The 22,883-nt window shown below is 71.8% G+C and carries 21 protein-coding genes; 14 read left to right on the top strand and 7 right to left on the bottom strand.

The window, feature by feature from the left end; all coding sequences use genetic code 11:
• Positions 1–33 precede the first annotated feature (33 nt).
• Positions 34–984, top strand: coding sequence for a carbohydrate kinase (locus AB0K08_RS00105; protein WP_363350413.1), 951 nt, complete (start codon positions 34–36; stop codon positions 982–984).
• Between the two features lies 1 nt (position 985).
• Entirely contained in the window at positions 986–1,837 is an 852-nt protein-coding gene (locus AB0K08_RS00100) for an HAD family hydrolase (protein ID WP_363350411.1), read from the top strand.
• Position 1,838: 1 nt separating this feature from the next.
• On the opposite strand, the gene AB0K08_RS00095 is transcribed toward AB0K08_RS00100, so the two are convergent.
• Positions 1,839–2,279: a universal stress protein gene (locus AB0K08_RS00095; RefSeq protein WP_363350409.1), complete on the bottom strand. Its 441-nt coding sequence runs from the start codon at positions 2,277–2,279 to the stop codon at positions 1,839–1,841.
• Positions 2,280–2,386: 107 nt separating this feature from the next.
• Between AB0K08_RS00095 and AB0K08_RS00090 the strand changes: the two genes are divergently transcribed.
• Entirely contained in the window at positions 2,387–3,244 is an 858-nt protein-coding gene (locus AB0K08_RS00090; RefSeq protein WP_363350407.1) for a glycerophosphodiester phosphodiesterase, read from the top strand.
• Between the two features lie 123 nt (positions 3,245–3,367).
• The gene (locus tag AB0K08_RS00085) at positions 3,368–4,924 is read left to right on the top strand and encodes an aldehyde dehydrogenase family protein (protein WP_363350405.1); all 1,557 of its coding nucleotides are present in this window, start codon (positions 3,368–3,370) and stop codon (positions 4,922–4,924) included.
• 89 nt (positions 4,925–5,013) lie between these two features.
• Here the strand turns inward: AB0K08_RS00085 and pgm are convergent, their stop codons facing one another.
• Positions 5,014–6,720 carry a phosphoglucomutase (alpha-D-glucose-1,6-bisphosphate-dependent) gene (gene pgm / locus AB0K08_RS00080; protein WP_363351808.1) on the bottom strand — a complete coding sequence of 569 codons (1,707 nt, stop codon included), beginning with the start codon at positions 6,718–6,720 and terminating at the stop codon, positions 5,014–5,016.
• 261 nt (positions 6,721–6,981) lie between these two features.
• On the opposite strand from pgm, the gene AB0K08_RS00075 reads away from it, so the two are divergent.
• Positions 6,982–7,545, top strand: coding sequence for a DUF4190 domain-containing protein (locus AB0K08_RS00075; protein WP_363350403.1), 564 nt, complete (start codon positions 6,982–6,984; stop codon positions 7,543–7,545).
• Positions 7,546–7,643: 98 nt separating this feature from the next.
• On the opposite strand, the gene AB0K08_RS00070 is transcribed toward AB0K08_RS00075, so the two are convergent.
• The gene (locus AB0K08_RS00070) at positions 7,644–9,047 is read right to left on the bottom strand and encodes an amidase (protein ID WP_363350401.1); all 1,404 of its coding nucleotides are present in this window, start codon (positions 9,045–9,047) and stop codon (positions 7,644–7,646) included.
• A 41-nt stretch (positions 9,048–9,088) separates the two neighbouring features.
• Positions 9,089–11,149 carry an AarF/UbiB family protein gene (locus AB0K08_RS00065; protein WP_363350399.1) on the bottom strand — a complete coding sequence of 687 codons (2,061 nt, stop codon included), beginning with the start codon at positions 11,147–11,149 and terminating at the stop codon, positions 9,089–9,091.
• A 25-nt stretch (positions 11,150–11,174) separates the two neighbouring features.
• Between AB0K08_RS00065 and AB0K08_RS00060 the strand changes: the two genes are divergently transcribed.
• Together AB0K08_RS00060 and pheA are read left to right on the top strand one after the other, a co-directional pair.
• Positions 11,175–11,501: a rhodanese-like domain-containing protein gene (locus AB0K08_RS00060; RefSeq protein ID WP_363350397.1), complete on the top strand. Its 327-nt coding sequence runs from the start codon at positions 11,175–11,177 to the stop codon at positions 11,499–11,501.
• 68 nt (positions 11,502–11,569) lie between these two features.
• On the top strand, positions 11,570–12,493 hold the full coding sequence (pheA, locus tag AB0K08_RS00055; protein ID WP_363351806.1) for a prephenate dehydratase: 924 nt from the start codon (positions 11,570–11,572) through the stop codon (positions 12,491–12,493).
• Positions 12,494–12,556: 63 nt separating this feature from the next.
• On the opposite strand, the gene AB0K08_RS00050 is transcribed toward pheA, so the two are convergent.
• Positions 12,557–13,789, bottom strand: a complete 1,233-nt coding sequence (locus tag AB0K08_RS00050) for a diacylglycerol kinase family protein (protein WP_363350395.1) — start codon at positions 13,787–13,789, stop codon at positions 12,557–12,559.
• Positions 13,790–13,851: 62 nt separating this feature from the next.
• Between AB0K08_RS00050 and serS the strand changes: the two genes are divergently transcribed.
• Together serS and AB0K08_RS00040 are read left to right on the top strand one after the other, a co-directional pair.
• A complete protein-coding gene (gene serS, locus AB0K08_RS00045; RefSeq protein ID WP_363350393.1) occupies positions 13,852–15,138 on the top strand; it encodes a serine--tRNA ligase in 1,287 nt (428 codons plus the stop codon).
• Positions 15,139–15,258: 120 nt separating this feature from the next.
• Positions 15,259–16,086 carry an HAD family hydrolase gene (locus AB0K08_RS00040; protein ID WP_363351804.1) on the top strand — a complete coding sequence of 276 codons (828 nt, stop codon included), beginning with the start codon at positions 15,259–15,261 and terminating at the stop codon, positions 16,084–16,086.
• Positions 16,087–16,160: 74 nt separating this feature from the next.
• On the opposite strand, the gene AB0K08_RS00035 is transcribed toward AB0K08_RS00040, so the two are convergent.
• Positions 16,161–16,817, bottom strand: a complete 657-nt coding sequence (locus AB0K08_RS00035; RefSeq protein ID WP_363350391.1) for a hypothetical protein — start codon at positions 16,815–16,817, stop codon at positions 16,161–16,163.
• Positions 16,818–16,845: 28 nt separating this feature from the next.
• Positions 16,846–17,424 (bottom strand): inorganic diphosphatase, encoded by a 579-nt coding sequence (locus AB0K08_RS00030; protein ID WP_363350389.1) that lies wholly within the window; start codon positions 17,422–17,424, stop codon positions 16,846–16,848.
• 119 nt (positions 17,425–17,543) lie between these two features.
• Between AB0K08_RS00030 and dacB the strand changes: the two genes are divergently transcribed.
• From dacB to hpt, 5 genes are all read left to right on the top strand, one after another.
• On the top strand, positions 17,544–19,079 hold the full coding sequence (dacB, locus tag AB0K08_RS00025; protein ID WP_363350387.1) for a D-alanyl-D-alanine carboxypeptidase/D-alanyl-D-alanine-endopeptidase: 1,536 nt from the start codon (positions 17,544–17,546) through the stop codon (positions 19,077–19,079).
• A gap of 119 nt (positions 19,080–19,198) precedes the next feature.
• Entirely contained in the window at positions 19,199–19,669 is a 471-nt protein-coding gene (locus tag AB0K08_RS00020) for a DNA-binding protein (protein WP_363350385.1), read from the top strand.
• A 44-nt stretch (positions 19,670–19,713) separates the two neighbouring features.
• On the top strand, positions 19,714–20,895 hold the full coding sequence (locus tag AB0K08_RS00015; protein ID WP_363350383.1) for a zinc-dependent metalloprotease: 1,182 nt from the start codon (positions 19,714–19,716) through the stop codon (positions 20,893–20,895).
• A complete protein-coding gene (gene tilS, locus AB0K08_RS00010) occupies positions 20,865–22,163 on the top strand; it encodes a tRNA lysidine(34) synthetase TilS (RefSeq protein ID WP_363350381.1) in 1,299 nt (432 codons plus the stop codon). Before AB0K08_RS00015 ends, tilS begins: the two co-directional genes overlap by 31 nt.
• Before the next feature lie 27 nt (positions 22,164–22,190).
• Positions 22,191–22,742 carry a hypoxanthine phosphoribosyltransferase gene (gene hpt, locus AB0K08_RS00005; RefSeq protein WP_363350379.1) on the top strand — a complete coding sequence of 184 codons (552 nt, stop codon included), beginning with the start codon at positions 22,191–22,193 and terminating at the stop codon, positions 22,740–22,742.
• Positions 22,743–22,883 lie beyond the last annotated feature (141 nt).

Here is a 22,883-nt window from a genome sequence, read left to right as displayed (position 1 = left end):
GAGGTCAACTGAGCGGTAGGGTACCGTTGATTTGTGACTGATTACGTGGGTGTGATCGGCGAGGCGCTCGTCGACGTCGTCCTTTCCGATACCGCGACGCCGCGGGCCCACGCCGGCGGCAGTCCCCTCAACGTGGCCGTGGGACTGGCCCGTCTCGGGGAGAACGTGTTCTTCACCGGCCGCTACGGCTGTGACGAGTACGGGACCATGGTCCGCGAACACCTTCAGCGCAACGGCGTGGTCTCGGTGCTGGCGCCGGATGAGCTGCCGACCTCCGTGGCCACGGCCCGCCTCGACCCCACCGGCGTGGCACACTACGACTTCGACCTGGACTGGTCCCTGCCCGAGACCGCCGAGATCACCCGGCTGGTCCGGGGCGTCCTGGACGAGGGCGGCCGGAACCGGACCCTGCGGCACCTGCACACCGGGTCCATCGCCACGATGCTCGAGCCCGGTGCCTCCACCGTGATGGAGCTGCTGGCCACCCTGGAGCCGGACGTCACCCTGAGCTACGACCCGAACTGCCGCCCCTCGATCGTCCCGGACCGCGCCACCGCCCGGCGCCGGGCCGAGGAGTCGGTGGCGCTCGCGGACATCGTGCACGCCTCGGACGAGGACCTCGCCTGGCTGTATCCGGAGCGCTCCCTCGAGGACGTGATCGTGGAATGGCAGCGGATCGAGCCGGCCATGGTGGTGGTGACCCGCGGGGAGGCCTCCCTGCTGTGTGCCACCGCCGCCGGGCTGAGCGAACACCCGGTGAGCCCGGTGGAGGTCGCGGACACGGTGGGCGCCGGGGACTCCTTCACGGCGGCCCTGCTGGTGGCCCTGAAGGACCGGGGGCTGCTGGGCGCCGAGAACCGGGAGCGGCTGCGGGGCATCGGCGCGGCGGACACCGCCTCCGTGCTCGCCTATGCGGCCCGGGCCGCCGGGATCACCTCCTCGCGGCTGGGCGCCGATCCGCCCACCCGGGACGAGCTGGGCTGAGATGCCCCAGCAGCGCCGCCCGCGGATGATCGCCAGCGACCTGGACGGCACCATCATCGGCTACGACCACACCCGCACCGGATTCATCACCACGCGCACCATGGAGGCCTTCCAGGCCGCGCACGACGCCGGCATCCAGGTGGTCTTCGTGACCGGCCGGCCGATCCGCTGGCTGACCCCCCTGGCCGAGGCCCTGGGGCACGCCGGCCCCGTGATCTGCTCCAACGGTGCCGTGGTCTACGACCTGGTGCGGGATGAGGTGATCGAGTCCCAGCCCATGGACTTCGAGACGGTGTTGCAGGCGCGGGACATGATCTCCGCCCTGGATCCCTCGGCCTCCTTCGGCGTGGAGACCGTGGAGGGCTTCCACCTCGAGGAGGCCTTCCTGGAACGGGGCGCGCTGAGCGCCCCGCCGCCGGAACTGGCCGCGGGGATCCGCGTGGGCACCCGCATCCAGGAGGTGCTGCCGGAGGACCCGGCGGTGGTGAAGTTCCTGGCCAAGACGCGGTCCAGCGAGCCGGACGCCTTCCTGGCCGAGGTGCGCCACCTGCTGGGCGACCTGCTTGCCGTCACCCACTCCGCACCGGGCCTGGCCCTGGTGGAGATGTCCCGGCCGGACGTCAACAAGGCCACCACGCTGGCGGGCTTCGCCGCGGAACTCGGGATCTCGGCCCACGAGGTGGTGGCCTTCGGGGACATGCCCAACGACCTGGAGATGATCTCGTGGGCGGGCACCGGCTACGCCGTGGCCTCCGGGCACCCCACCCTGCTGGCCGCCGCCGACGCGACCGCCGGGGCCTGTGATGACGACGGCGTGGCCCGGGAGATCGAGCACCTCTTGAGGCTGGAGTGAGCTAGGCCTTGCGCTCGTGCGTGTAGGCCACGTAGACGTCGCACGGGGCCTGGGAGGCCACGTCCCGGGCGATGCTGCCCAGCATCCGTGCCATGCCCTGGACCCGCTTGTTGCCGACCACGATCACGTCCGCCTTCAGCCGCTCGGCGGCCTGGACGAGGGCGTCGCCCGGCTTGCCCTCAGCGGCCGCGGTGCGGATGGGGACATCGGGGAAGTCGCCCTGGAGCGTCCGGGCCACGGACTGGGCGATCTTGAGGGCCTCTTCCTCGTTGCTGTAGTGGAACTTCTCCGGCCCACTCTCGAACGTGGTGGACTCATAGCGGCCGTAGGCGCAGATCAGGTGCAGGGTGGCACCCAGTCCGCTGGACAGTTCGGCGGCCTTGCGGGCAGCCGCCGCCGCCGTCTCGCTGGCGTCCACTCCGGTGATGATGGTTGAGGTCATGTTCCGACTCCTTCGATGGGCCCGTCCCTGATATGGGCTAGGGCGGAGTCTACCCAAACAGGTGCGGCCCCGGCCGGTGCGGGACGAGCGGGCGCTAGGGTGGCAGCGTGACTAGCTCCATCCGGCCTCCGTACCTGAAGGACTCCCTGCCCGGCCGCCGCCGGTGGCCCCTGGCCTTCGCGCACCGCGGCGCGGACACGGCCCGGGAGAACACCCTGACGGCCTTCCGCAACGCGGTGGAGCGGGGCTACGGATACCTCGAACTCGACGTGCGCACCACGGCCGACGGCGTGCTGATGGTCTTCCACGACGAGACCCTGGACCGCAACACCACCGGGACCGGACGGCTCTGCGAGCACACGTGGGACGAGCTCAGCCGGCTGCGGGTGATCGACCCGGCCGGGGCTGTGCGCCCCGCGGCGGTGGGCACGGCCGGCCCGGACCCGCTCGAGGGCGAGCACCTGCTGCGCTTCGAGGACCTGCTCACCGCGTGGCCGGACGTGCGCCTGAACGTGGACCTCAAGGACGACGCGGCGGCGGAGGCGATCGTGCCGGTCATCGCCCGCCACGACGCCTGGGACCGGGTGCTGATCGCCTCCTTCCATGACGCCCGACGGCGGCGCTTCAGCCGGGCGGCCGGGCGGCGGATCGCGATGTCCGGGGGATGGCTGGCCATCGCGGCCCTCGTGGTGGCGGCACCGCTGGGGCTGACCGGGTTCGTCGGCCGCCGGCTGGCCCACGTCGACTGTGTCCAGGTCCCCGTGAAGCAGGGCCCGATCCCCGTGGTGACGCCGACGTTCGTGGCCCGGTGCCAGGCCGCCGGACTGCAGGTGCACGTCTGGGTGGTGGACGACCCGGCCGAGATGGAGCGGCTGCTGGCCCTGGGCGTGGACGGGTTGATGACGGACGAATCCGAGGCCCTGGCCTCCGTGATGGAGGCCCGCGGCTACTGGCCGCAGCGCTGAGCCACCGTCGTTTTGAGGGCAATCCTCACCCTGGGGTCACCGTGGGGATCGCCCTCAAAGTGCTGCGGGCTCGGTGACCTGCACGACTGCGAGGTATGGGCCGGCTGCCGTTACCGTGGTCGCATGACCCAGCCTTCGTCCCAGATCCCTGACTTCATCGCGGACCAGACCCTGACCCCCGGACGCCTCGGGGCGGGCTCCGAGCCCGAGGGCGACGACCTCGATCCGGGCGCCGCGCTGCCCGTGCCCTCGGGCCCCGCGGTGGCGACCGGCACGGAGGAGGCGGGCGCCGCCGTCGTGCGCATGCGTCAGGCCGCCACCCTGCGCCTGGCCCACCCGCGGCGCTTCCGGGCCGGCCAGCTCAAGGGGCTGCGCCGGCTGCTGGAGGAGGAGGCCGAGGCCATCTGCGCGGCGCTCGCCGCGGATCTGGGCAAGCCCGCCACCGAGGCGATGCTCACCGAGGTCCAGCCCACCCGCGCCGAGGTGGACCACGCCCTGCTGTACCTCACGGACTGGATGGAGCCGCAGTCCGCCAAGGTCCCGCTCAGCTTCCGGCCCGCCGCCGCCAAGATCGAGGCACGGCCGCTGGGATCGGTGCTCGTCATCGCCCCGTGGAACTACCCGTTCATGCTGCTGATGGCCCCGCTGGTGGCGGCCGTGGCCGCCGGCAACACCGTGGTGCTCAAGCCCAGCGAGAAGGCACCGGCCACCTCCGCGCTGATCGGCCGCCTCATCCCCCAGTACCTGGACCCGCGCGCCGTCGCCGTGGTGCAGGGCGGTGCGGAGGCCGTCCAGGCGTTGCTGGCCGAGAGGTTCGACCACATCTTCTACACCGGCGGGGAGCGTGTGGGCCGGATCGTCTACGAGGCCGCCGCGAAGCAGCTCACCCCCGTGACCCTGGAGCTGGGCGGCAAGTCCCCCTGCGTGGTCGCGGACGGGCGGAACTGGCCCGCGATCGCCCGCCGGATCGCCTTCGGCAAGTTCACCAACGCCGGCCAGACCTGCGTGGCCCCGGACTACGTGCTGGCGGTGGGCGAGGAGAGCCAGCGCCAGCTGGAGAAGCACCTGCCGAAGGCCATCGAGGAGTTCTACGGGGCGGATCCGCAGCAGTCGCCCGACTACGGGCGGATGGTCAACGCGGAGCACCTGGAGCGCACCGTGGCCCTGCTCGAGGACGCCCTCGCCGGCGCTGAGGGGCGCGCCCCGGCCCGCCTGGTGCACGGCGGCCGGGCCGATGCCTCCGACCGCTTCCTGGCACCGACCGTGCTGGCGGACGTGCCCGCCGACAGCGCCCTGATGGCCGAGGAGATCTTCGGGCCCGTGTTGCCCATCATCCGGGTGGACACCTTCGAGGAGGCCGTGGAGTTCATCACGGCCCGCCCCCACCCGCTCGCGGCGTATCTCTTCACGGACAAGCACCGGTACCACCGGGCGTTCGAGGAGCGGGTCACCGCCGGCGGCATGGCCTTCGACGTGGCCCTGCTGCAGGTGGGCCTGACTTCGTTGCCCTTCGGCGGCGTGGGGCCCTCAGGGATGGGGAACTATCACGGGCGGGCCGGCTTCGAGACGTTCTCCCAGCTGCGTCCGGCCCTGACCAAGACGGACCAGGTGGACACCCTGCGCATGGTGTACCCGCCCTACACGTGGGCCAAGCGCCAGGCCCTCAAGCGCCTGCTCTGACCCGGTCCGCATCTGAGTCGCGCGAATTGGCCCCGACCAGCCGCTTGCCGGGCCATTTCGTGCTACTCAGTTGGAGGGGTAGGGCGGGGTCAGGCGATGACCGCGTCCACGATCGCCCGGGCCTCCGCCTGGACCTGGGCGAGGTGATCGGCCCCGAGGAACGACTCGGCGTAGATCTTGTAGACGTCCTCGGTTCCGGAGGGGCGGGCCGCGAACCAGGCGTTGGCCGTGGTGACCTTCAGCCCGCCGATCGCTGCCCCGTTGCCGGGCGCCTCCGTCATCTTCGCGGTGATCGGTTCCCCGGCCAGGGTGTCCGCCGTGACGTCCGCCGGGGACATCCTCTTGAGCTTCGTCTTCTGCTCGGTGGTGGCGGCGGCGTCGATCCGCGCGTAGACCGGGTCGCCGTACTCCTCGACCAGCTCCGCGTAGTACTGCGTGGGGGACTTCCCCGTCACCGCGCGGATCTCCGCGGCCAACAGGCACAGCAACAGCCCGTCCTTGTCCGTGGACCAGGCGCTGCCGTCGAAGCAGACGAAGGACGCGCCGGCGGACTCCTCCCCGCCGAACACCCCGGTGCCCTCCAACAGGCCGGGCACGAACCACTTGAAGCCCACCGGCACCTCCACGAGGTCCCGGCCCAGCCCGGCCGCCACCCGGTCGATCATCGAGGAGGAGACGAGGGTCTTGCCGACGCCGGCCCCGGACGGCCAGCCGTGTCGGTGCCGGTACAGGTAGTCGATGGCCACGGCCAGGAAGTGGTTCGGGTTCATCAGCCCGCCGTCCGGCGTCACGATCCCGTGGCGGTCGGCGTCCGCGTCATTGCCCGTGGCGACGTCGAAGGGCACCTCGCCCTCAGCACCGTCCGGGACCATCCGCCCGATCAGCGAGGCCATGGCGTTCGGCGAGGAGCAGTCCATCCGGATCCTGCCGTCCCAGTCCAGGGTCATGAACCCCCACTGCGGATCCACCTCCGGGTTCACCACCGTCAGGTCCAGGCCGTGACGGGCGCCGATCTCTCCCCAATACCCCACGGAGGCACCGCCCATGGGGTCCGCGCCGATGCGCACCCTGGCCTGCCGGATCGCGTCCAGGTCGATCACCGTCGGCAGGTCGGAGACGTAGCGGTCCAGGAAGTCGTAGGTGCCCAGCGCCTCGTGGGCACGGGCCTCGCCCAGCGGGATCCGCTTCACGCCCGCCAGCCCGCCGGCCAACAGCTCGTTGGCACGGTCGGCGATCCAATCGGTGGCGTCCGAGTCCGCGGGGCCGCCGTGGGGAGGGTTGTACTTGAAGCCCCCGTCCGCGGGCGGGTTGTGGGAGGGGGTGATGACGATGCCGTCGGCCTGCCCGGCCGGCCCGGTCTTTCCGGAACCGGAGGGCACGACGCCGGCCGGGACTGTCGCGTTCAGGGCCAGGATCGCGTGGGAGACCGCGGGGGTGGGGGTGTATCCGTCCCGGGAGTCGATCAGGGTGTGCACCCCGTTGCCCATCAGTACCTCGAGCGCGGTGTCCTGGGCGGGACCGGAGAGCGCGTGGGTGTCCCGGCCCATCAGCAGGGGGCCGGTCACGCCCTGGGCCGCCCGGTATTCCACGATCGCCTGCGTGATGGCCGCGATGTGGTCCTCGTTGAACGAGGTCTTCAGGGAGGACCCCCGGTGGCCGGAGGTGCCGAAGGAGACCCGCTGCGCTGGATCGGTCGGGTCCGGGTGCCGCTGCGTGTAGGCCGCCAGCAGTGCGGGCACGTCCACCAGGTCCTGCGGCAGGGCCCGGGTGCCGGCGCGCTCGGCGGCGGGCAGCATGGACTCGGCATCAGCGGTGTGCTCGGGGGCAGAGGCGTTCTCGGCGGTCATGGCTCCACTGTTCCACGTCCGGCAGACCGGCGGTAGATTCCCGGTGAACTGAGACGAGGGCCCGTCACGAGGCGTCCGGGGAGCCGCCCAAGGCACCGCTCCTGACGGGGCTGTGGCGGGACGGTGGAGTGTGAGGACCGGGCCGGAGTCCGGGTGGTTCCGTAGACTGGGGGCCAGAGTAGAACAGGCCGACCACCCCGGAGGGGAACCATGTCCGATTCGGACCCACGCCAGCACGGCCAGCCCTCCGGGTCCCCGGAGGAGTACCGCCCCTTCAACGACCCGAAGCACCCGTCCTGGTACTCCGCCGCCGCCGGTTCGGCGCCGGTGCCGCCCGCTTCCCCGACGGCACCGCAGCGATCCCCCGGCCAGGAGGCGGCCGCGCGCAACCCCTACGCCGATCAGCCGCTGTCGGGCCCCTACGGCAACGGCCAGCCGCAGTACCCCATCCACGGCCAGTACCCGGTGATCGCCAACCAGCAGCGTCAGCCCGGGAACCCGTACCCGGCGTCCGGCCCGGGTGGCAGCGGTGCATCAGGTGCCCCGGTCAACGGCATGGCCGTCGCCGCCATGGTGCTGGGGATCATCGGCGTGGTGACGGGCGGTTTCCTGTTCGTGCCGCAGGTCCTGGCGATCATCCTGGGCCACCTCAGCCTGAACAAGGATCGCCACAGCCGGGGATTCGCGATCGCCGGCCTGGTCATGGGCTACCTCGTCGCCGCGTTCTGGGTCCTCGGGATCATCGGCTTCATCGGGCTGATGGCCACCTACTAGCGATAGCGCCCACCCGCCACCATCACGGCCGCAGCAGATGTCGAGACTCGCCGGAGGAGTCGACAGTTATCGCTCTCGTGATGGGGGGGCGGCAGGCCTCAGGGGGCCAGCAACTGCTCCAGCCGGGCCGCCAGTGCCAGCAGCTGGCTCTCGGTCCCGGGCCGGCCGACGGCCTGGACGGACCAGTTCAGCCCCTCGGCGTCCCGCAGCACGGGAACGGAGACCGCCGGCAGCCCCATCACGTTGATCATGGACGTGTACGGGGTGAAACGGCACTGGAACTCGTAGTCCTCGGCGGGCGGCAGCGACGTGAACGCGCCGATGGCCGGTGGGGCGAAGGCCAGCATCGGGGTCAGTACCACGTCGTGCGCGGCCAGCTGTCGGCGGGCGTCGGCCGCCCAGTCCGTCAGCCGCTCCACCGACTCGGAGAGGAAGGACGCGGAATAGCCCCGGGCCAGTTCCAGGAAATGGGTGGAGAGGGGCCCCAGCAGGCCCTCGGCCCCCTCGGGCAGCGGCACCCTGGTCAGCGCCGAGGTCCAGACGGTCCGGAAGTCCGCGTGGTACCCGGGGGCGAAGGCGAGATCGGCCTCGACCACCTCGTGGCCGTCCCGGCCCAGGGCGGCGGCCGCGGCCGTCAGGGCATCCACGGCGGGCCGGGCCAGGGTGATCTCCAGGTCCGGGGAGAACGGGGACGCGGTGGAATACCCGATCCGCAGTTGCCCCGGCTCCGCCTCCAGGGCACGGGCCAGGCTGCGGCCCTCGCCGCCGGGGCCACCCAGCATGGCGTCGTACAACAACGCCGCGTCGGCCGCCGTGCGGGCCAGCGGACCGGACACCGTGAGGTTGCGCACCGAGTCCTCCTGCAGATCCGTGGGGACGGTGCCGCGGCCCGGTTTCAAGCCGACCAGCCCGCAGGCCGCCGCGGGGATGCGGACGGACCCGCCGCCGTCGGACCCGGGGGCGAAGGGAAGCATCCCGGACGCGACGGCGGCCGCGCCGCCCCCCGTGGACCCGCCCGCCGTGCGCGTGGGGTCCAGGGGGTTGCGCGCGGGTGCGGAGATCAGGTTCTCCGAGTGGCAGGGCAGGCCGAACTCGGGGACCGTGGTCTTGCCCGTGGACAGGGCGCCGTTGGAGTGCACCGTGTAGACCAGCTGGTCGTCTTCCTCGGCCGGAGGGGCCTCGGCGGCGACCCGAGAACCGAAGGTGGTGCGCATCCCGGCCACGTCCACCAGGTCTTTGAAGGCCAGCGGCATCCCGTGCAGCGCGCCGGTGGGCCCGCTCTCGGCGAAGCGGTCGTCCAGTTCCCCCGCCCGCTGCAGGGCTGACTCCGGGGCCACGGAGAGGAACGCGCCCAGCTCCGGGTTGCGCCGGGCGGTCACGGCCAGGAAGTGCCGTGTGACGGCAACGGCCGAGACCTGCCCGGCCGCGAGGGCGTCGCGCAATTGCAGTGCCGTCAGACGGGCCAGATCGGGCCGTTCGGCGTCAGCGTCCTGAAAGGTCATGGCCTCCACTGTAACGAGGGGGGCTCCTGGAACGGGCGCGGCTACCGCCGGGCCCCGGCGGCGTCCGGCCACTGCATCACCAGGGCCACGGTCCGCAGGGACAGCACGAAGCCGGCGAACAACACGATGTACCCCATGGCGGTGTACCAGCTCATGTAGCTCGTCATGGCCGGGCCGTCCTCGCCGAAGACGAGCAGGACGATCCCGCCGAGCACGCAGAAGCCGGCCAGGATGGACACCACCACCTGCTGGAACAGCCAGGTGACGTAGCGGCGGTCGTTGTCATGGGCGAGCAGCCGCATGTTGATCGAGATCCGGCCACCCTGCAGGTCGTCCGCGATCCGGTTCACGCGCCGCGGCAGCTGGGACACGATCGGCAGGGCCTCGAGCAGCGCCGTGGTGGCCGACTCCTTGAGCGATCCCGGCGAGAACCGGTGCTTGAGCAGGTCCGCCCCGATCTCCCGTGCGGCGTTGACGAGCTCGAGGTCCGGATCGATCAGCCCGAGGGTGCCCTCCATGCCGCCGAGGGAGCGCATGGCGGCGGCCACGGCCTGGGGTACCTCGAAGCGGTGCCCCAGGATCAGGCCCATCAGGGAGCCGAAGAGCCGGGAGGCCGAACCGCCGCGCATCCCGCCCCGGTAGCGCACCAGCAGCTCGCCCACCTCGCGTTCCAGTCGGCGCTCGTCTAGGTCCTCCGGTCGCCCGAGCAGCTCGATGAGGGAGTCACTGAGCAGCCGGGTGTCGTTGCGGTCGATGGCGGCGAAGATCATCACCAGCTGCTGCTGGGAGCGGGGGTCCAGCCGTCCGACCGCCCCGAAGTCCAGCAGGCCCAGCCGCGTCTCCGGGCCTTCGCCCAGCAGCATCACGTTGCCGGGGTGCAGGTCGGCGTGGAAGATGCCGTCGTCCATGATCTGGCGCATCACCGAGTTGGTCAGGTCCTGGGCCAGCCGGCGGCGGACGGCGGGGGACAGCGCCTGCAGCTGCGGTTGCGCCCGGCCCAGCGAGGCGCCCGGCAGGAAGTCCATGACCAGCAGCCGGGTGGAGGAGAACTCCGGGTAGACGGTGGGCACGGTGATGTTCTGGTCCGTGACGGCCGCCGCCATGTCCTGCATGTTGGCGGCCTCCACGGTGTAGTCCAGTTCCTCCTCGAGGGACTTGGTGAAGCCCCGGCCCAGCTCGAGGATCCGGAGGGAGCGGCCCCACGTGGTGTTGTTCTGCAGCCAGCGGCAGATGCGGACCACGATGTCCGAGTCGCGCATGACCTCCTCCACCGCGCCGGGACGTTGGACCTTCAGGACCACCGCGGTGCCGTCCTGCAGGCGGGCCCGGTGGACCTGCGCCACGGAGGCGGCGGCCAGCGGGGTCGTCTCCACCGAGTCGAAGACGTCCAGCGGGTCGCAGCCCAGGGAGGTGGCGAGGGCGTGGCGGATGGACTCCCAGGGTTCGGCGGCCACGTCCGACTGGAGGTGGGAGAGCTCCCGGACGAAGGAGGCAGGCAACAGGTCGGAGCGGGCGGAGAGGTTCTGGCCGAGCTTGACGAAGGTGATCCCGGAATCCTCCAGGGCGCGGCGCAGGGCCGTGGCCGTGCTGCCCCGGGCGCGCTCATCGGCCTCCCCGCGCCGTCCGAAGCCCCGCAGGTTCGCGCCCAGCCCGTGGCGGATGAAGGTGGCGACCACCTGGCGGTAGCGGCGGTTGCGGGACCAGGTCTTGCGCATCCCCGCCATCCACAGGAGGGGATTCGGCAGGGTGCCGGTGGGCAGCACCATCTCCAGCACCATCAACAGGGCGGTGCCGAGGCCGAAGATCCACAGCAGGGCGATGATGATCAGCACGAGCGCGGCCGGGATGGACACGTCCGAGAGTGCACCCGAGGTCCCGCTGATCTGGTGGATGACCGCGTCCATCACCACCTGGGTGCTCAGCACCATGATGAAGGCCACCAGGAGCGAGCGGAACCAGCCGACCGGCACGCCGAGGACCCGGCGCACCGTGGTGGCGATGAGCCAGGCCATCGCCACGAGGATGACCAGCCCGACCAGGGCGCCGAGGGTGGATCCCACCCAATAACCGACCGTGCCGAGCTCTCCGAGAAAGTTCTCCACCCCTTCAGCCTATTAGGCTGGCCCCATGAGCATGTTCGAAACCGTCAGTGCGGGCGATGTCCCCGAGAACGCCAACATCCTCGACGTGCGGGAGGACGACGAATGGGTCCTCGGCCGCGCCGCCGGGGCCCTGCACATCCCGCTGGGCGAGCTGCCCGAGCGGATCGAGGAGCTGGACCCGGACACCGACTACTACGTGATCTGCCGGACCGGCGGCCGGTCCAGCCGGGCCACCGACTTCATGGTCGCCCGTGGGTACTCCGCCATCAACATCGCCGGTGGCTCCGGGGCCTGGCTCGAGTCCGGCCGGCCCATGGAGGCGGACGGCGGCGCCGAGCCGACCGTCAAGTGATCGGTACGGTTCCGGCAGACGGGCCCGACGCCGGCCCGGTCACCCCGGGTGCGCAGGGTGCGCAAGGTCTGCGGTCTCGTTTTGTCTACCTCGGCCCCGAGGGCACCTTCACCGAGGCCGCGCTGCGCCAGGTCCCGGGCGCGGAGGAGGCCGAGCGGGTCCCCGTGGGCTCGGTGATCACCGCCCTGGCGCAGGTGCGCCGCGGCGAGGCCGACTTCGCGGTGGTCCCGATCGAGAACTCCGTGGAGGGCGGGGTCACCGCCACCCTGGACGACATCGCGGCGGACGACGACCTGCAGATCCAGCGCGAGATCCTGGTGCCGATCAGCTTCGTGCTGCTGGGCCGGCGGGACATGGAACTGGCGGACATCCGGACCGTGTCCACCCACACGCACGGCTGGGCGCAGGTCCGCAACTGGGCCGCCGCAAACCTCCCGCAGGCCGAGTTCCTGCCCGCCGGGTCCACCGCCGAGGCGGCACGCGGCCTGCTGGACGAGGCCACGACCTTCGACGCGGCCGTCTGCGCGCCCCTGGTGGCCGCCCAGACCGGCCTGCCTGTGCTGGCCTCCGCCATCGAGGACACCGCCGGGGCCGTGACCCGGTTCGTCCTCGTCTCCCGCCCGGGCCCCGTCCCGGCGCCGACGGGCTCGGACAAGACCACCGTCGTCGTGCCCCTGCCGGAGGACCACCCCGGCGCGCTGATGGACATCCTGGACCAGTTCGCCACCCGCGGGATCAACCTCTCGCGGATCGAGTCCCGGCCCACGGGGGCCGGGCTGGGCAGCTACTTCTTCTCGATCGACTTCGAAGGGCATGTGGCCGAGGAGCGGGTCAAGGCCGCGCTCGCCGCCCTGTACCGGTTGATCCCGGGCATCCGGTTCCTGGGCTCCTACCCGCGCGCGGACAAGCTGAAGTACACCGTGCCCTCCCATACCAAGGACGCCGCCTACCGCGCGGGGCAGGAGTGGGTGGCGGGGCTGCTGGGGCGGTAAGAGTCACGGCAGTTATCCACAAGGACACTGAGCCGCTCGGTCACACGCGGACCCGCGCCCCGTTCAGCCCGTGGCCTCCGGGGCGGACTCCGGCCTCATGGCCGGGGCCGCCGCGGAGTCCGGCACGTCCGTGGCCGGGATCTGCACCCGCAGCGAATCCGGCTTGACGCGGGCGTCGATCGCCTTGACCTCCATGATGGCGTCCCCGTCGAGCTGGGCGGTCATCGGTTCGTGCAGCACCACCCGGCAGCGGGTGGCCTGATGGGTCTCCATGACGGGGATCCTGTGCTTGGACTTCGTCACCGTCTTCGCCGCGATCCGCACCCAGTCGCCCACGTGGCGGGGGGAGAGTAGGACCACGTCCAGCAGGCCGTCGTCGAACCGGGCATCCGGGACGAAGTCCATGCCGGCGGTCAGCTCGCCGCAATTGGCGACCATGACGGAGCGGACCTTGCGCCTCTGGGGGGCGCCGCCGTCGAGGGACACGGAGATCTCCTTGCGCTGGCCGGGCAGGTGACGCATCCCGGCCTCGCCGTAGGCGAGCCAGCCGGCCTTGGCCTTGAGGTCGTCCCGGGTGTCCCCCATCACGTCGGCGTCGATGCCGGCCCCCGCGATCACGAGTGAGGTGTTCTTGGTGACCTGGCCGTTGGTGCCCTCGAGCTTGATGGTGACGGTGTCGATCTCCCGCGTGGCGCCGTGGATCGCCGTGTTGATGCAGGCCCGGTGATCGTCCAGGGGGACCTTGAGGTTCCGCGCCAGCAGGTTGCCGGTGCCCATCGGCACGATCGCCAGGGTCACGTCCGTGCCCGCGAGTTCCTCGGCCACGAACCGCACCGTGCCGTCCCCGCCGGCGGCGATCACGACGTCGGCCCCGTCCGCGATCGCATCCCGCGCCATCTGCGCACCCGGGTCCTGGACGGTGGTCTCGTAGACGGCCAGCTCGGGCAGTCCGGCTTCGGCGACGGCGGCCGCGGCCTGGGCACGGATGGCGGCGGCCCCGGACTTGGACGGGTTCAACACCAGGGCGATGCGCCGGGGGTGGTCCATGGCGCGGGCGACCAGGGGAGCGTCCGCGATCTCACTGACCTGACCGTCCAGGGCCTGGAGCTGCCCCGTGAGCGCGGCCATGCGCTCCGGCAGGGTGCGTACGTTGCCGTGCAGGTTGGTCACCCGCCCGTCCAGGTGGTCCATGCGGCTGCGCAGGCGCCGGTGGCCGGTCCACAAGCCGGTGGCGAAGGCCAGGGCGGCCACCACCAGGACGAGTGCGACGATGGCCAGGGTCATGTCAAGGGGCATGGCGGCAGTCTACGGGCCGGTGGTGACGGCACGGAGGAGTGCTCGACGCTAGGCTGGACCCCGTGATCGACGTCAAGCACCTCATCGAGAATCCAGACCTCTACACGGCCTCGCAGCGCGCCCGCGGGGCGGACGAGTCCCTGGTGGACCAGATCGTGTCCGCCGACGCGGAACGCCGTGCCTCGATCACCTCCTTCGAGGAGCTGCGCGCGCAGCAGAAGGCCTTCGGCAAGAAGGTGGCCGCCGCACAGGGTGATGAGAAGCAGCAGCTGCTGGCGGAGGTCAAGGAGCTCGCCGCCGACGTCAAGGCCGCCGAGTCCACCGCGGCCGAGGCGAAGTCCCGCATGGAGTCCCTCCAGCGACGGTTCCCGAACCTCATCGAGGACGGGGTGCCGGCCGGCGGCGAGGACGACTTCACCACCGTCAAGACGGTCGGCACCGCCCGCGACTTCTCGGCGGACGGCTTCACTCCGCGCGACCACTTGGAGATCGGCGAGCTGATCGGCGCCATCGACATGGAGCGCGGGGCCAAGGTCTCCGGCTCCCGGTTCTACTTCCTCAAGGGCGTGGGGGCCCGCCTCGAGCTGGCGATCATGCAGATGGGCCTGGACCTGGCCCTGCAGAACGGCTTCACCCCCATGATGACCCCCACGCTGGTGCGGCCGGAGACCATGCAGGGCACCGGCTTCGACGTGGAACATGACGACGAGATCTACAAGCTCGAGCGGGATGACCTGTACCTGGTCGGCACCTCCGAGGTGGCCATCGCGGGCTATCACGCGGACGAGATCCTCGAGTTCGGCGAGGAGCCCATCCGCTATGCCGGCTGGTCCACCTGCTACCGGCGCGAGGCCGGCTCCGCGGGCAAGGACACCCGGGGCATCATCCGGGTGCACCAGTTCAACAAGCTGGAGATGTTCGTCTACACCACCGTGGAACAGGCGTCCGAGGAGCACGCCCGCCTGCTGGACTGGGAGGAGCAGATGCTCGCGAAGGTGGAGCTGCCCTACCGCGTGATCGACACCGCGGCCGGCGACCTCGGCATGAGCGCCGCCCGCAAGTTCGACTGCGAGGCCTGGGTCCCCACCCAGGAGACCTACCGGGAACTGACCTCCACCTCGAACTGCACCACGTTCCAGTCCCGTCGGCTCAACATCCGGGAGCGCCTCGTGAACCAGGACGGCTCGAAGGGCGGCACCCGGATGGCCGCGACTCTCAACGGCACCCTGGCGACGACCCGCTGGCTCGTGGCCATCCTGGAGAACCACCAGAACCCGGACGGCTCCGTGAACGTGCCGAGGGCCCTGCAGCCCTACCTGGGCGGACTCGAGGTCCTGCCGGTCCTCTGACTACTGGGTATCGGCGCCGTCTGCTTGACTGGAGACATGCTCAACTCACAGGACGCCGGCACCGAAGACCGGAACCCGATCACCGGTTCCCTCCGGGCCTCCTACCGGCCCACCTCGGACATGACCTCCTCCGGCGCCCGGCCGAACGGCGACGGGGTCCGCAAGATGGTCTGCCTGGACGTGGACGGAACCCTCGTGGACCATGACGGCCACATGGACGACGAGGTTCGGGAAGCCGCCCGAGCCGTGGTGGAGGCGGGCCACCACGTGATGATCGCCACCGGCCGCTCGCTGGGGGCCACCCTGCCGATCCTCAAGCTGATCGGGCAGGAGCAGGGCTACAGCATCTGCAGCAACGGCGGCGTCACCCTGCGTCTCTCCACGGATCTGGAGGACGGCTACGAGGTGGTGGACCGCCGGACCTTCGACCCGGGCCCCGCGCTACGGGCCCTGCGCCACCGGCTGCCCAGCGCCAAGTACGCCGTGGAGGACGACCGCGGACGGTTCCTCTCCACCGAGCGCTTCCAGGACATGAGCTTCGGCGTCCAGGCAGAGGGCGTCACCTTCGAGGAGATGATGGCCGCCAGCGCGACCCGCCTGGTCGTCTTCTCCACGGACTCCTCCGCCGAGGAGTTCGGTGAGGCGGTCGAGTCCATCGGCCTGCAGGGCGTGACCTACTCGGTGGGCTGGTCCGCCTGGCTGGACATCGCGGCCGCCGGCGTCTCCAAGGCCTCGGGCCTGGAGGCCCTGCGGGACCACCTCGGCGTCCACATCGACCACACGGTGGCGGTCGGGGACGGCCGCAACGACATCGAGATGCTGGCGTGGGCCGGCCGCGGGGTCGCCATGGGACAGGCCCCGCCGGAGGTCGTCAAGGTGGCCGACGAGGTCACCGGCCACGTCAACGAGCACGGCGCGGCCACCGTCCTGCGCTCGCTGATCTCCTGACTTTGAGGGCAATCCCCACCGGTGGGGATCGCCCTCAAAGCGATGGAGGCGGTGGGTCGGGGACGCGGCCGGGGTCAGCGGGGCAGTTCCACCGCGTCCACCAGCGCCAGCAGCCGCTCGGCGGCGGGCCGGCAGGCGTGCTCCTCGTTCCAGAACGAGCGCTGCACCGCCTTGGACACGGCCTGCACCGTGATCCCCAGCTCCGCCGCCACCGGCTTCTGCTGGCCGCGCACCCCGGGCACCATCAGGTCCAGCACGGCCCATTCGGCGTCCGTGCGGGTCAGCACCAGCTGTCCGATCAGCCGCAGCACGGACTGGGCCTCCTCAGCCAGCTGCCCATCGGGACCGTCCACGGCCACCGGCACCCGCACCCCGGCCTTGGCGGCGTCCTCCACGGCCCGCCGCGCATAGACCAGACCCGGCCCGCCGACGTCGCGCAGGTCCTGGGTGTCCGGCAGGGCGCCTCCGCCACCGCCAGCCGAGCCATCCGGGGCCGCCGGCCCCAGGGCCCCGACGCCGATCCCCACGTTCCAGCGACGATGCCGCAGGGCGATCAGGGCCGCGTCCACGGCGGAGCGGGCATCCGGGACGATCCCGATGGCCTCGTCACCGACGGAGCGCTGGAAGGGCACCACGGTGTCCACGGGCCGCAGGGAGCGCAGCAGCTCGCCGACGAGGTCCCCGACCTCCCGCGAATCACGCTGGTTGATCGTCAGGACGTAGCTGGGCATGGCCCCGATCCCGCCGGCACGGGAGGCGTCAGGAATCCCGGCCCTGCGGGGAACCCGAGGCCGCCGGATCCTCCTGGTCGGTGTCCACGTCGCGGCCCTGCGGCTCGTCCTCCGGCGTCTCCTCGCCGACCGCGTCGAAGCGCTTGATGGAGGCCTCCAGCTCGGCCTCGGCGGCCGCCCGGCCCTCCCAGCCCTCGGCCTTGACCCACTTGCCGGGCTCCAGGTCCTTGTAGCGGGTGAAGAAGTGCTCGATCTCCTTCTTCAGCCACTCGTCGATGTCCTCGAGCTCCTGGATGTGGTCGAAGCGCTTGTCCGCCGGGACGCACAGCAGCTTGGCGTCGCCGCCGCCGTCATCGGTCATGTTGAACACGCCGATCGGACGGGCCTCCACGATCACGCCGGGCACCAGGTCGAAGCCGGGCAGGAACACCATGGCGTCCAGCGGATCCTCGTCCTCGCCGAGCGTGTCCTCGAAGTACCCGTAGTGGGCGGGGTACTGCATGGAGGTGAAGAGGATGCGGTCCAGGCGCAGGCGGCCGGACTCGTGGTCGAACTCGTACTTGACGCGGGATCCGGCGGGGATCTCGATGGTGACGTCATGGATCATGGGAGGTGCTCCTCGGCGCTGCTTCACGGTGGGCTTCAGTTCTCGCCGCGCCGGATGGCGCTGCAGGGCACGGCGTCTAGAATCTAGGGTATCCCGCGCCCGATCAGGAAAGTCCCATCGTGAACCCATGCCCTGCCCCGCGCCGGCCCGCCCGCAACGCGGTGGCGGGACTGCTGGCGGCAGCGCTGTCAGTCATGGCCGCGGTCGGGCTGGCCGGATGCACCGTGATCCCCGTCCCGGCGGCCTCCGGGGCACCCGCCACCGTGAGCACCCCGGGCACGACGCCGGCCGGCGGCTCCCAGCCCGCCGTCCAGTCCCCGGCGGCCTCCAACTCCCCGGCCTCCCCGAGCAGCACGGCCGAACCGCTCGCGGACGTCTCCGCGGCCGCTGCCCTGGCGGAGTTCGTGGACTTCCCGGACCTCTCGCCCCTGCTGGTCCCCAGGCCGGACCCCGAGGCGCTGGACCCGCTGCTGGACGAGGCGCTGGCCCTGCACAGCGGCACCATGTCCGCCGCCGTGCGGGACGCCCTCACGGGCGAGCTGCTCTACGCCGAGGGCCCGGACCAGCCTGTGGTGCCGGCCTCCGCGGTCAAGATCCTGACCGCGGTCGCCGCCCTTCAGGCGCTCGGCCCGGACCACCGCTACACCACCGCGGCGGTGATCCGGCCCCTGCAGGACGAGAGCGCCGCCGTCGTGCTCGATGCCGGCGGGGACGTGCTGCTGGGCACCGGGGAGAATGCAGAGGACGCCAACGGTCGGGCGGGGCTGGGGACCCTCGCCGGGCAGACCGCGCAGGCCCTCAAGGACCGGGGCGCCACCGGCATGGTGGTCATCGGGGTGGACGATTCCGGCTACGAGGGACCGGGCGAGTCCCCGGACTGGAGCAGTGACATCGTCACCTCCGGCAACGCCTCCACCGTGCAGCCGATCGCCACGTACGGCGGCCGTGCCTACCCCAGCCGGCACACCGACCGGCTGCACGACCCGGCGCTCTACGCGGCCGAGGTGTTCCGCCGCGAGCTCACCGCGCGGGTTGAGGCCCTCGGGCTGGACCTCACCGTGGAGACGGAGGTGGTCCGTGACGCGCTGAAGGGCCGCGGCACGGTGCTGGCCGAGGTGGAGTCCGCCCCGCTGGCCGAGCAGATGACGTACATGCTGCAGACCTCGGACAACCAGGTGGCCGAGGCCACGGGCCGCAACCTCGCCCTGGCCGCCGGTGAACCGGGCAGCTTCGCGGGCGCGTCCCAGGCGATCGAGGACACCCTGGCGGGCCTCGGCGTGGACACGGGGGGCCTGGACCTCGTGGACGCCTCCGGGCTCTCCGGAGCCAACCGCGTCTCCGCCGCACAGCTGACCGATGCCCTGCAGGTCGCGAGCACGCACCCGGACCTGCAGGCGGCCGTCACCGGGCTGCCGGCAGCCGGGAAGGAGGGGACCCTGTCGGACCGGATGGTCGGCACCGCCGCCGAGGACGCGGTCCGGGCGAAGACGGGCACCCTCAGCTCGGTGGCCTCGTTGACCGGGACCGTGCAGACGGAGGACGGCCGGACCCTGCTGTTCAGCTTCATCGCCAACGGCCAGCCGGGCGTGTTGGACGACGCCCGCTTCGCCGTGGACCGGGCCGCCGTGGTGCTGGCCGGGTGCGGGTGCCGGTAGGGCCGCCGGTAGAGGTGCCGGTGGAGACGTCACCGGTGGAGACGCGGCCGGCCGCGGTGGCTGCGTCGGGACCCGCGGGCAGCCTTTGCCTTAGCAAATAATCGGCTAGAGTGATTCCCATGCCTTCGCCGGAGACCGATCAGCGCCTGGCCAGACAACGGGCCATCTACGGGATCCCCCTGGCCGAACGCTTCGGCGACCTCATGGCGGCCTACCGGCTGAGTCAGCGCTCCCTGGCCCGCGTGTTGGGCCTGTCCGCTCCGATGCTCTCCCAGCTCATCAACGCCCAGCGCATCAAGATCGGCAACCCGGCGGTCTACGAGCGGTTCGTCATGCTCGAGGAACGCCAGGACGAGACGGACCTGCAACGGGTCCTCGACGAGGTCCAGGCCTCCGAGCCCGTCCTGGCCACGCACAGCTCCCGGTCCCGCCGGCCGGAGGCCGGCCCGGCCCCGGCTGCGGACCCGGCCGCCCAGCTCAGCCGGCTGGCCACCACCACACAGTTGCAGGCCACGGCCGAGGCCGCCCACGCAGCCGGGGCAGCCGAGCTGGGGTCCCTGTTGGAGCGCGCCGCCGCCGTCGGCGGCTGAGATCGACCCTGCGTGCGCCCAGCCGCGTGTGATGGGATGGGACCATGGAATCAACCCCCGTGAAGCCCGCCACGTCTGCCGTCTCGCCCGTGGACTGGGAGCTGGCCGCCGGCACCGCCGCCCGGCTGTGCGCCGCCGGTCCCCGCTTCACCCCGCACCAGGCCGAACGCGAGGCCGCCGGGCTGCGCCACGCGGCTGAGGTCTCCGTGGACCACGTCCACCGGATCACGCGGCTGGAAGCCGCTCGGGACCTGCGGGCCTCCGAGGTGCTCGTGGTGGACCGCCCCACCTGGACGCGGGCCAACGTGCAGGCCTTCTCCACCCTGCTGGCCCCGGCCTTCGAGTACGTGCAACAGGCCCGCCCGGACGAGTATGCACGCGCCACCAGCGGGTTCGGCACCACCGCCACCGCCCTGGAGGCCGGGGCCGTGCTCGCCTTCCTGTCCTCGAAGGTCCTCGGCCAGTACGAGCCGTTCTGCGCCCTGCCCGGACCGGACGGCAGCCCCGCCGGCCCGGAGGGCGGCCGGCTGCTGCTGGTGGCACCGAATATCGCCGAGGTGCGCGTGGAGCTCAACGTGGACCCGGAGGACTTCCGGCTGTGGGTCTGCCTGCACGAGCAGACCCACCGGGTGCAGTTCGCCGCGGCCCCGTGGCTGCGCGACCACCTCCAGGCGAACCTCACCGAGCTGGTCTCCGGCATGTTCGACAAGGCGGACACGCTTCCCGAGCGGCTCTCCGCCCGGGTCCGCGCGCTGTTGAAGGGCCCGGAGGCGGACCCCGGGTCCGTGGAACAGGGCCGCGGTTCCGCCGAGCTCGGCACGGACGGCCGCCCCGCGTCGATGGGACTCGTCGAACTCTTCCAGGACCCGGAGGACAAGGAGCGGCTCGCCCGCGTCAACGCCATGATGTCCCTGCTCGAGGGCCACGCCAACGTGGTCATGGACGCCATCGACTCCTCGGTGGTCCCCACCGTCAAGACCATCCGCCAGCGCTTCGACCACCGCACCTCCACCCGGTCCTCACTGGACCGGTGGATCCGCCGGTTCATGGGCATGGACGCCAAGATGCAGCAGTACCGGGAGGGCCAGCGCTTCGTGAAGCGGGCGGTCCGGGACCTCGGCATGGACGGCTTCAACGTGGTGTGGGAGGGCCCGGAGAACCTGCCGAGCGAGCAGGAGATCCAGCATCCCGAGCAGTGGGTCGCACGCATCCGGGGGCGGGACTGAACCCGGTCCCGGACGGCGGGAGCAACCCCGGACCGGGCACGACGCCGGCCGGTCGCCCTGCCGAGGACGCCTCGCCGCCCGCTGTGGCCGGGCCTGGAGTTCCGGCCGGACCCTCCACCTGGCCACCGCCGACCCGGTGGCCGGAGCCCCTGCACCGCGCCGTCCGCGCGCTCGCCGACGCCGCCCAGGGTCGGACCCTGCCGCTCGTGGCCCTGTCGGGCGGGGCCGACTCCCTGGCACTGGCCGTGGCCGCAGCCGAGGCCGCGCGCACCCGGGCCGCCCCGACGCTGGCGGCCGGCGTGGGTGCCGTGATCGTGGATCACGGCCTGCAACCCGGATCCGACGCCGTGGCGCGCCGCGCGGCCACCGTGGCCCGCGCCCTGGGGCTTGACCCCGTGACCGTGGCGCGGGTGGAGGTCCCGGTCACCGGGGAGGGGCCCGAGGCTGAGGCCCGCGCCGCACGCCACGCCGGGCTGGAGGCCGCGGCACGCCGGCTGGGCTCCGACGCCGTGCTGCTGGCCCACACCCGTGACGACCAGGCCGAACAGGTGCTCCTGGGCCTGGCCCGAGGCTCCGGCACCCGTTCGCTCGCGGGGATCCCCCGCCGCAGGGGGATGCTGCTGCGCCCCCTGCTGGACCTCACGCGGCAGGACACCGAGTCGATCTGCGCCTGGGCGGGCGTGCGCTGGTGGGAAGACCCCACCAACGCGGACCCGGCGTATCTGCGCTCGCGGATCCGGACCCGCGTGCTGCCGGTCCTCGAGGACCCGCACCACGGTCTGGGCCCCGGACTGTCCGCCGCCCTGGCCCGCAGCGCGGACATCGCGGCCGAGGATGCGGCGGCGCTGGAGGACTGGGCCGCACGGGAATTCGACCGCCTCCGGGAGGCGGGGGAGGCACCCGGTCTCCGGCCGTCGTCGTGCCCCGCCGCGTCCTCCTCTCCCGCCGCTCCACCTGCCTCTTCACCCGCGCCGGTCTCCCTGCCTCTGGGGGAACTGGCCGCCTTGCCGGAGGCCATCCGGTACCGCGTGATCGGCTACGCCGTGCTGGACGCCGGGGGCGAGCGGCCCAGCCGGGAACGCGTGCTGGCCGTGGACCGCCTGGTGGCCACCCGATCCACGGGGGGATCCTCGGCGGGCCCGGTCGAGTTGGCGGGCGGGGTCGTCTCCCACCGCCGGGGCCCGGGCGGGTATGCGAGACTGGTCTTCAGCGCCGTCAGGCCCTTCAGTCCGAGTCGGACCGGGCCGGCCGAAGGCGTCTTCCCGTAGCGAATACACCCCGCAGGAGCAGCCCGCATGGAAGCACAGGACGTGCATGGCGACCTGGATCACGTGCTCATGACCAAAGAGCAGATCCAGGACACCGTCAAGGACCTCGCAGCGCAGATCGACCGAGACTACGAGGGCAAGGACGTCCTCCTGGTGGCGGTGCTCAAGGGGGCGGTGATGATCATGGCCGACCTCTCCCGCGCGTTGCACTCCCACGTCACCCTGGACTTCATGGCCGTATCGTCCTACGGTTCCGGCACCCAGTCCTCCGGCGTGGTGCGGATCCTCAAGGACCTGGACGCGGACCTGATGGGCCGCCACGTGCTGATCGTGGAGGACATCATCGACTCCGGCCTGACCCTGTCCTGGCTGAAGACCAACCTCGAGTCCCGCGGCCCCGCCTCCGTGGAGATCTGTGCGTTCCTGCGCAAGCCCGAGGCCATGAAGGTCGAGATCGACTGCAAGTACGTGGGCCGGGACATCCCCAACGAGTTCGTGGTCGGCTACGGCCTGGACTTCGACGAGAAGTACCGCAACCTGGACTTCATCGGGACGCTGTCCCCGCACGTCTACTCCTGAGGCCACTTGTCCGGCGTTCGTACTGGCCCGAAAAATCTCGGGGGGTTCCTGGCGGCCGCCGGGCAGCAGGGGTCCGGCACGAACGCGCTGCGTACCTCCGGCCAGGAGGCGGACCTGGACGAGGGATCGCTGGCGATCCTG

Origin of the sequence: Citricoccus sp. NPDC055426 (genome assembly GCF_040677445.1) — a bacterium.
In the GTDB taxonomy this organism is placed as follows: domain Bacteria; phylum Actinomycetota; class Actinomycetes; order Actinomycetales; family Micrococcaceae; genus Citricoccus.
Note: the sequence above shows the minus strand (reverse complement) of the source record. Positions and strands in the feature narration are given on the sequence as shown.